Genomic DNA, 8,262 nt, shown 5'->3' on the forward strand with positions numbered 1-8,262 from the left:
CGGCGGCACACGACGTCGCAACACCCGGAATGCCGCAACCTGCGGAGCCGCTGGACGGCACGGCGGGGGTCAGCCGCGGGACAGGTGCCGGTGGGCGGCGCGCAGCCGGTCGACGGTCGCGTCGGTGCCGGGCGGGACGCGCCGGTCCAGCTCCGCCCAGACCTCGGCGAGGGCGTCGGTGACCGCGCGCAGCTCGGCGGCGTGCCGGCGGGCACCCTGCCGATGGGTCTCCTCCAGTCGACGGGCCCAGCCCGCGGTGACGGCGGCGAGCCGCTCGTCGTCGGCACGGGCCTGGGCGGCGGACCGCGCCGCGGCGGCCGGCACGACCGCGGCGAGCGGGCGGGGGTCGCCGTCGCGGGTGACCAGGGTGACCGTGTCCGTCAGTTCGGCCATGGCGATCACCTGGGTCAGCCGGGTGCGCAGCTCGCGCAGCGGCATGGATCGGGGTCGACCACTGTGGTGGGTCAGCGCGGGGGCAGCCATGACTCCATGTTGCGGCCCGGGTACGACATTTACCACCATCAGGTTCTGCGGGGCCGGTGACGCAGGTGGACGCGATGCCGGGGGCGGGGTGGGCGGTGCCCCACCCCGCCCCCGGGGTGGATCAGCTCGCCTGCAGGGTCACGTCGTCGATGACGAAACTGGTCTGCAGGGACGCGTCCTCGGTGCCGGTGAACCTCAGCGTGACGGTCTGACCGGCGTACGACGCCGCGTCGAACGAGCGCAGCAGGTAGCCGCTGGCGGCGTCGAGGTTGGAGTAGGTCGCCAGGGTGGTGGTGCCGAGCTGCACGGTCAGCTTGTCGTACGCGGTGCGCGTGGTGGTCTCGGCCGTGTCGATGTGCAGGTGGAAGGCGAGGGTGTACGTCGTGCAGCCGGCCGGGACCGTCAACGACTGCGACAGGGTCTCGGTGCGGGTTCTGCCGTCCCCGCCCAGCCACGCCTTGTAGGACCCGGTGCGCGCCGGCTGTCCGGCCGAGTTGGTGATCACGCCGGAGGTGGCGGTCCACGGCGCGGTGCCGGACTCGAAACTGGTGTTGCCGACCACCTGACCACCGGCGCAGTTCCCGCCGTCGGTGACGGTGAGGCGGTAGGTGGCCGTCCGACTCACCGAGCCGGTGCCGGTGACCGTGACGGTGAAGGCGCCGGCGGTGGCCGTCGGCGAGGCGGTCACGGTCATCGTGGCGGAGCCACCGGAGGTGACCGACGCGGGGCTGAACGACACGGTGACGCCGGCAGGCGCGCCGGAGGCCGACAGGGTCACGGTCTGGGCGCTGCCGCCGGTGGTGGCGGTGCGGACGGTGGCGGTGGCGGACGCGCCGCGGGCGACGGTGCCGGAGGTCGGGCTCACCGTGACGGAGAAGTCGTCGGTCGGGTTGCCGGTGCCGACCGCGAGCTGCCAGAGGGCGTAGGCCACCCCGTCGGCGCTGCGGTCGAGGTGGGTGGAGCTGATGTTGCTGATCGTGTCGCAGGAACGGTGGTAGCAGGGATCGTAGGAGGCGTTGGCGGTGCCGCCCCACTTGGCGGCCTGGGCGCTGGTCTTGCGGGCGCTGGCGCCGGTGGCGTACCCGGAGGTGGGAATGCCGGCCTGCTGGAAGGAGTAGTCGTCCGAGCGGCCCTGTCCCTCGACGTTCTCCTCCGGCTGCAGCCCCAGCGAGTCCCAGTACGCCTTCAGCGGTGCCGCGGTGGTGGAGGTGAGCCGGTTGATGAAGTAGCCGCCGTTGGTCGAGGCGACCATGTCGAAGTTGTAGTAGCCCTTGATGTGACCGCGCTGGGTGGCGGTGAGCGAGTTGACATAGAACTCGGAGCCGTTGAGGCCCTGCTCCTCGTCGGTCCACCAGGCGAACCGGACCCGTTTGGTCATGGTCGGGTTCTGCTGGGCCAGCACCAGCGCGTTCTCCAACAGGGCAGCGGAGCCGGAGCCGTTGTCGTTGACGCCGGGGCCGGCGGCGACGCCGTCGAGGTGCGCCCCGAACATGACGACCTGGTCGGCAGGGCCGTGCGGCCACTCGGCGAGGAGGTTGTTCGACCGGTACACACAGGTCGTGCAGGTCTGCTCGGTGACGGTGTAACCGGCCGCCTCAAGCGCGGACCTCACGTAGGCGACCGAGGCGGTGTAGCCGGCCGAGCCGGCCCGGCGGTTGCCGCCGTTGCCGGTGGCGATGGTGTGGAACCGGCTCACGTGGGCCTGGACGTTCGCCACCGAGATGTCCGGCGCCGCCAGTGCGGCCACCGGGGCGGCGGTCGGCCGGATGGCGGTGGCCGGTGGCGCGGCCAGCGTCATCGTCACCGCGGCGAGCACGGCCACGGCGAGTCCGGTCGTCGACGTTCTCAATCTCATGTGGGCTCCTCATGGCCGCCGGGGCGTGACCGGCCCCGATCCGGGGTGCGGGACGCCCGCGACCCGGGGGTGAGGTCGCGGCGGCCACACCGGTGATTGAGACACTGACATGTATCAATCACATGGTCAATCGGCCGGACGGCGTCACACGTCCGGGCCGCCGGGGCGACGGCAACGGCCGGCACCTTCTCGGCGCCGGCCGGCTCAACCCTTCACGCAGACCACCTGCTTGAGGTGCGCCACCACCTCGACCAGATCGTCCTGCTGGGCCATCACGCGGGTGATGTCCTTGTACGCGCCGGGGATCTCGTCGACCACCCCGGCGTCCTTGCGGCACTCCACCCCCTCGGTCTGCCGCCGCAGATCCTCGATGCCGTACGTCCGCTTCGCCTGCGCACGCGACATCCGCCGTCCCGCGCCGTGCGATGCCGAGCAGTACGCGTCCGGGTTGCCCCGCCCCCGCACGATGTACGAGCCGGTGCCCATCGATCCCGGGATGATGCCCAGGTCCCCCCGCCCGGCGCGGATCGCCCCCTTGCGGGTGACCAGCAGGTCCACGCCGTCGTAGCTCTCCTCCGCCACGTAGTTGTGGTGACACGAGATCGGCTCGCCGTAGCTGACCTGCGGGAAGTGGTCCCGCCGCACGGCGCAGAGCAGGGCCAGCATGACCGCGCGGTTGCGCCGGGCGTACTCCTGCGCCCACCACAGGTCCCGACGGTACGCGGCCATCTCCGGCGTGCCGGCGAGGAAAACCGCCAGGTCGCGGTCGGGCAGGTCGGCGTTGTGCGGCAGCCCCCGGGCCACCCCGATGTGCCGCTCGGCCAACTCCTTGCCGATGTTGCGGGAACCGGAGTGCAGCATCAGCCACACCTGCCCGGCGTCCGGACCGCCCTGCTCCAGGCAGACCTCGATGAAGTGGTTGCCGCCACCGAGGGTGCCCAGCTGCCGCTGGGCCCGGGTCTCCAGCTGGGCCACCCGGCGGTCCAGCTCGCCGAAGCGCCGCCAGAACTCCACCCAGCCGGCCTGCTCCAGGCCCGGCACCCGACGCGGGTCGACGGCGTCGGCGCGCTGCTGGAAACCGACCGGGATGGTCGCCTCGATCGCCGAACGCAGCGCGGAGAGGCTGTCGGGCAGGTCGGCGGCGGTCAGCGAGGTACGCACCGCGCTCATCCCACAGCCGATGTCCACGCCGACGGCGGCCGGGGACACGGCCTGACGCATGGCGATGACGGAACCGACCGTGGCGCCCTTGCCGTAGTGCACGTCGGGCATGACGGCGACACCGTGCACCCAGGGCAGCGCGCCGATGTTGCGCAGCTGCCGGGCCGCCTGCGGCTCGATGCTGTGCGGGTCGGTCCAGACGCGTACCGGTGCCCGGGTGCCCGGCAACGGGGTGAATGCCATGGTCGTCTCCTTGGTCGTCGTGTCCCGCCCAGGCGGGTGCGGCCGGCCGACCCGCGTTCGCGCGGGCGGTATCCGCTCCGGTGGGTGCCGGGGCCGGCGTCGGGGTGTGCGGAGGGTGGGTTCCCGCCGGTGTGCGGCCGAAGCCGTCGGCGAGGCCCGGAAACGAGAAAGCCGCCCGGTCCCGGGTGGGGTGGGCGGCCGTGTCGGCGACGCGTGCGCTATCCGCGTCGCCGCCCTGGTCGCCGACCACACTGGCCTCGGTCTGGTTCGCCGGCCGGCAGCGTGGCACCACCGCAGGGCCACAGCCGTGTCGGGTGGGTGCTGATCAGCTGCGGCACGGTGGGCTCCCGGAGATCTTCGGCGTGCTGGTGCGTCGTCGACCGTAGGCGGACCACCCGGCAGTCGCAACGGATAATCGCCGTACCACGATGGGCGGTCGTCCTCGCGCAGCGGCCACCGCGCCGCACCGCGAGGCGGTACGGTGACCGACCATGGCACTGGTCCGCTGCGACTTCTCCTCCGCGGCGCTCGGCCTCGACACCTCGATGCAGGTGATCCTGCCCGAGCCCGCCACGTCCCCGAGCCGACCGGCCGACCGGGACCCGCCCGTGTTGTACCTGCTGCACGGCCTCACCGACGACGAGACCGGTTGGCTACGCCGGACCTCGATCGAGCGGTACGCGCAGCCCCTGGGCCTGGCCGTCGTGATGCCGCGCGCCGAGCGGAGCTTCTACACCGACGAGGAGCACGGCAACCGGTTCTGGACGTTCCTCACCGACGAACTGCCCCGGGTGTGCCGGTCGTTGTTCCGGCTGTCCGACCGTCGGGAGGACACCTTCGTCGCCGGCCTGTCGATGGGCGGCTACGGGGCGGTGAAGTGGGCGCTGCGTCACCCGGACCGGTTCGCCGCCGCCGCCAGCCTCTCCGGGGCCCTCAACGTCGCCCATCGGCGCAATCACCCGACCCGTCCGCCGGATGCCCGGGTGTGGCACACCGTGTGGGGCGACCGGGCGGTGGCCGACGGCGACGACGACACGGTGGCCCTGGTGCGCAGCGCCGGGCCGGACACACCGGCGCTCTACGTGGCCTGCGGCACCGAGGATTTCCTGCATGAGGACAATCTGACGTTCGTCGAGGCGGCGCGGGAGCGGGGGGTGCCTCTCACCGTCGACTTCTCCCCCGGCGACCACGACTGGGCGTACTGGGACGCGAAGATCCAGGACGTGCTGTCCTGGCTGCCGCTGCGTGCCCGCACCGACGGCGGACCCCCTGAGTCCGGCCCGCGGAGCCGGGCCGGCGACTACCGGGGCGGCAGCGCGGACGCCGCCACCGGGAAGTCGAAGTAGGTGTCGGGGTACGGCTCGTCGACGAGTCGGTAGTGCCACCATTCTCGGTCGTAGTTGACGAATCCCTGCTCTGTCATCAGCCGTCTCAACAACTGGCGGTGCTGCCGGGCGACGCCGGTGATCCGCGGGTCGTCGGTGTGCGCGAGGGCATCGAAACAGTCGAAGCCGGTACCCATGTCCACGCTGCCGTCGGCGAACCGGCGGTCGGCGGGCGCGGTGCAGGCCACCAGCGGCTGCCCCGGCGGACGGCTCGCCCCGGGCGGTACGGGCAGCGGTTGCAGGGTGAGGTCGACGGTGCTGCCCCGGCTGTGTGAGGTGGGCGCACCGAGGTACCCGTCGGCGAAGAGCCGGTCCTTGGCCACCCGGGGGTAGAACTCGGCCTTCATCCGCTGGTCGGTGGGATCTTTTGCCCAACGGACGAAGTCATCGACGGCCCGCCGCGGGCGGTAGCAGTCGTACACCCGCAGGCCGTACCCGTACCCGCGGGTGGTGGCCTGGACCCGGCTCAGCGCCTCGGCGGCCGACCGGGTGAGCAGGCAGACCGGTTGCTGGTAGCCGTCGACGGGCCGGCCGAGGAAGTTGTGGCCGGTGGCGTACCGGATGTCGGTGGTGATGCTCGGATCGACCTCGGACAGCAGCACGACATCGGCCGGTGCGGGTGGCCGTTGGCAGCCGGCGGCGCAGACGAGGGCGACCGCGGCGGTCAGCAGCCCCCACCGTCGTCGGCGGGTGGTCACCGTCGCCGCCCGGCGGCATGCCGGCGACGCCAGGCGAGCAGTACGACACCGGCTGCCGCCAGGGCCACGACCAGTGCCACGCCGAGCAGCGGGCCGGGGCGGGCCCACCGGTGGCCGGCCCGGTCGACCGGTCCCCCGGCCGCCGCCAACGCGGGCGGGGTCACCGACGGCGACAGCGCGGGCTGCGGCCCTGGTGCCCCCGACAGGGCTGGGCCGGTCAGTTCGCCGGGGCGAACCAGCCGGCCGACCGAGGCGTCGCGGGGCAGCGCGAACCCCCAGTCCAGCAGCGCCGCGCCCTGCTGCCAGGCCCGCTGCCCGGTCACCTCCGCGCCGAGCACGGTGGCCACCAGGCGGCGGCCACCACGTTCGGCCGCGCCGACGTAGGTGTGCCGGGCCAGGTCGGTGAAGCCGGTCTTGCCGCCGAACGCGCCCGGATACCCGTACAGCAGCTGGTTGTCGTTCTGGATCTCGAACGCCTGCTTTCCCAGTGCCGGCTGCGCCGGGACCACGGCGCGCAAGGTGGCGTCGTAGCGGCGGAAGGTGGGGTCGGCGAAGCAGGCACGGGCGATCAGGGCCAGGTCGTAGGCGGTGGTGAACTGACCGGGGGCGTCCAGTCCGGAGGGGTTCGCCGCGTGGGTCCGCAGTGCGCCCAGGTGCCGGGCGTGCGCGTTCATGGCGCGGAGGCCGCCGGGCAGCCCGTCAGGTCCGCCGCCGAGACGGGCGAGGGCGTTGGCGGCCTCGTTGCCGGACTTCAGCAGCAGCCCCAGCCACAGCGTCTCCACCGGGTACCGGCCGCCCTCGGCCAGGCCGGCGATCGAACTGCCCGGCTCGATGTCCAGGTCGGCGGCGGTGACGGTGACGACCTGGTGCGGGTCGAGTTTCGGCAGCACCGTAGCGGCGAGCAGCAGCTTCTGCACGCTCGCCGGGGTGGCGTACTCGTGCGGGCCGCAGCCACCCAGCACCGTGCCGCTGTCCAGGTCCGCGACCAGCCACGACGTGGCGGCCACCGGGGGCGGAGCCGGTGCGCCGGCCGGCGAGACCAGCCCGGGCGTGGCCAGCGCCGCCCCGGCCACGGCGGGGTACGCGGGCTCCGGCCGGGGTGGGACCGGCCGCGGTGGCCGAGACACCGACGGTACGGGCGGACACAGCCCGGTGGTCGACGGCGTCGTTCCGACGACGGGCACGCCGACGGAGGAGGCCAGCACGGCGACGGTCACGGCGACGGCACGAACCGAGGTCCTCACCTGTTCGGAGCGTAGTCACCCGAGGCCGTTCCCGGGCCGGTTCGCGGCCACCGGGAGCGGCGGGCGGGGCGTCCCGCCCCGCCGGACGGGGTAGCCCGGCGTGCGGCTCAGGTCCAGGTGGCGCGGCGGCGACGCGGGCGACGGCGACGACGGGCGGCGGCCACCGCGGCGGCGGCGAGCCCGACCAGCGCGGCGCCGCCACCGACCACCGCCCCGCCGAGCCAATCCGGGGCACCGCCGGCGGGCGGGCCGACCGGGCGGGCGGCGAGCGGCCGGGCAGGTGCGGGAGTGTTCACGGGCGTACCCTGCGCAGTGACCTCCCCCGGCCGCACGAGCCGACCGACCGAGGCGTCCCGGGGCAGCGAGAAGCCCCAGTCGAGCAGGCGCGCGCCCTGCTCCCACCCGGGCAGCGGTCGGCGTTCGGCACCGAGCAGCGTCACCACGAGCCGCCGGCCGCCCCGCTCGGCCGCCCCGACGTAGGTGTGCCGGGCCAGGTCGGTGAAGCCGGTCTTGCCGCCGAGCGCACCCGGGTACCGGTAGATCAGATCGTTCTCGTTCTGGATCTGGAAACCGGGCTTCTTCAGCGCCGGCTGGGCCGGGATCTGGGTGCGCTCGGTCAGCGCGTACCGGCGGAAGGTGGGGTCGGCGAAGCACACCCGGGCGATCAGCGCCAGATCGTACGCGCTGGTGAACTGGCCCGGACCGTCCAGCCCGGAGGGCGTCACCGCGCGGGTCTGCACGGCACCGAGCCGGCGGGCCTCGGCGTTCATCTGCGCCACCCCGGCCTGCGCGCTGCCGGCGCCCAGCCGGGCGAGCATGTTCGCCGTGTCGTTGCCCGACTGCAGCAGCAGCCCCAGCCAGAGCGTCTCCACCGCATACCGGCCACCGGCCAGCAGGCCGACCGCCGAACTGCCCGGCTCGATGTCCAGGTCGGCACGGACGGCGGTGGCGACCTGCTTCGGGTCGAGTTTCGGCAGCATGGTGGCGGCCAGCAGCAGCTTCTGCACGCTCGCCGGGGTGGCGTACTCGTGCGGGCCGCAGCCGCCCAGCACCGCGCCGGTGTCCAGGTCCGCGACCAGCCAGGAGGTCGCCGTGACCGGCGGCGGCGTCGCCGCACCGGGTGGAATGACCAGGCCGGCGGTGGCGAGCGCGGCGCCGCCCACCGCCCGCTGCTCGGGCGAGGCCGGTGGCGG

The 8,262-nt window shown here is 73.8% G+C and carries 7 protein-coding genes; 1 reads left to right on the forward strand and 6 read right to left on the reverse strand.

Annotated features, from left to right (window positions below):
* Positions 1 to 69 precede the first annotated feature (69 nt).
* The 3 genes from E1182_RS10855 to E1182_RS10865 form a co-directional block, all read right to left on the reverse strand.
* The gene (locus E1182_RS10855) at positions 70 to 483 is read right to left on the reverse strand and encodes a type II toxin-antitoxin system Phd/YefM family antitoxin (protein WP_132263645.1); all 414 of its coding nucleotides are present in this window, start codon (positions 481 to 483) and stop codon (positions 70 to 72) included.
* Positions 484 to 604: 121 nt separating this feature from the next.
* Positions 605 to 2,338 carry a M28 family metallopeptidase gene (locus E1182_RS10860; protein ID WP_132263647.1) on the reverse strand — a complete coding sequence of 578 codons (1,734 nt, stop codon included), beginning with the start codon at positions 2,336 to 2,338 and terminating at the stop codon, positions 605 to 607.
* 204 nt (positions 2,339 to 2,542) lie between these two features.
* A complete protein-coding gene (locus E1182_RS10865) occupies positions 2,543 to 3,742 on the reverse strand; it encodes an RtcB family protein (protein WP_132263649.1) in 1,200 nt (399 codons plus the stop codon).
* Between the two features lie 491 nt (positions 3,743 to 4,233).
* Here E1182_RS10865 and E1182_RS10870 point away from each other — a divergent pair, with 491 nt between their 5' ends.
* Positions 4,234 to 5,088 carry an alpha/beta hydrolase family protein gene (locus E1182_RS10870; RefSeq protein WP_132263651.1) on the forward strand — a complete coding sequence of 285 codons (855 nt, stop codon included), beginning with the start codon at positions 4,234 to 4,236 and terminating at the stop codon, positions 5,086 to 5,088.
* Here the strand turns inward: E1182_RS10870 and E1182_RS10875 are convergent.
* The 3 genes from E1182_RS10875 to E1182_RS10885 form a co-directional block, all read right to left on the reverse strand.
* Positions 5,043 to 5,825: a M15 family metallopeptidase gene (locus E1182_RS10875; RefSeq protein WP_132263653.1), complete on the reverse strand. Its 783-nt coding sequence runs from the start codon at positions 5,823 to 5,825 to the stop codon at positions 5,043 to 5,045. The genes E1182_RS10870 and E1182_RS10875 overlap by 46 nt on opposite strands.
* The gene (locus E1182_RS10880) at positions 5,822 to 7,069 is read right to left on the reverse strand and encodes a D-alanyl-D-alanine carboxypeptidase family protein (RefSeq protein WP_132263655.1); all 1,248 of its coding nucleotides are present in this window, start codon (positions 7,067 to 7,069) and stop codon (positions 5,822 to 5,824) included. The genes E1182_RS10875 and E1182_RS10880 overlap by 4 nt, the downstream gene beginning before the upstream one ends.
* 107 nt (positions 7,070 to 7,176) lie before the next feature.
* On the reverse strand, positions 7,177 to 8,262 hold a 1,086-nt coding region (locus E1182_RS10885), incomplete at its 5' end, for a D-alanyl-D-alanine carboxypeptidase family protein (RefSeq protein WP_132263658.1).

Source organism: Micromonospora sp. KC721 (genome assembly GCF_004348355.1).
GTDB lineage: Bacteria > Actinomycetota > Actinomycetes > Mycobacteriales > Micromonosporaceae > Micromonospora.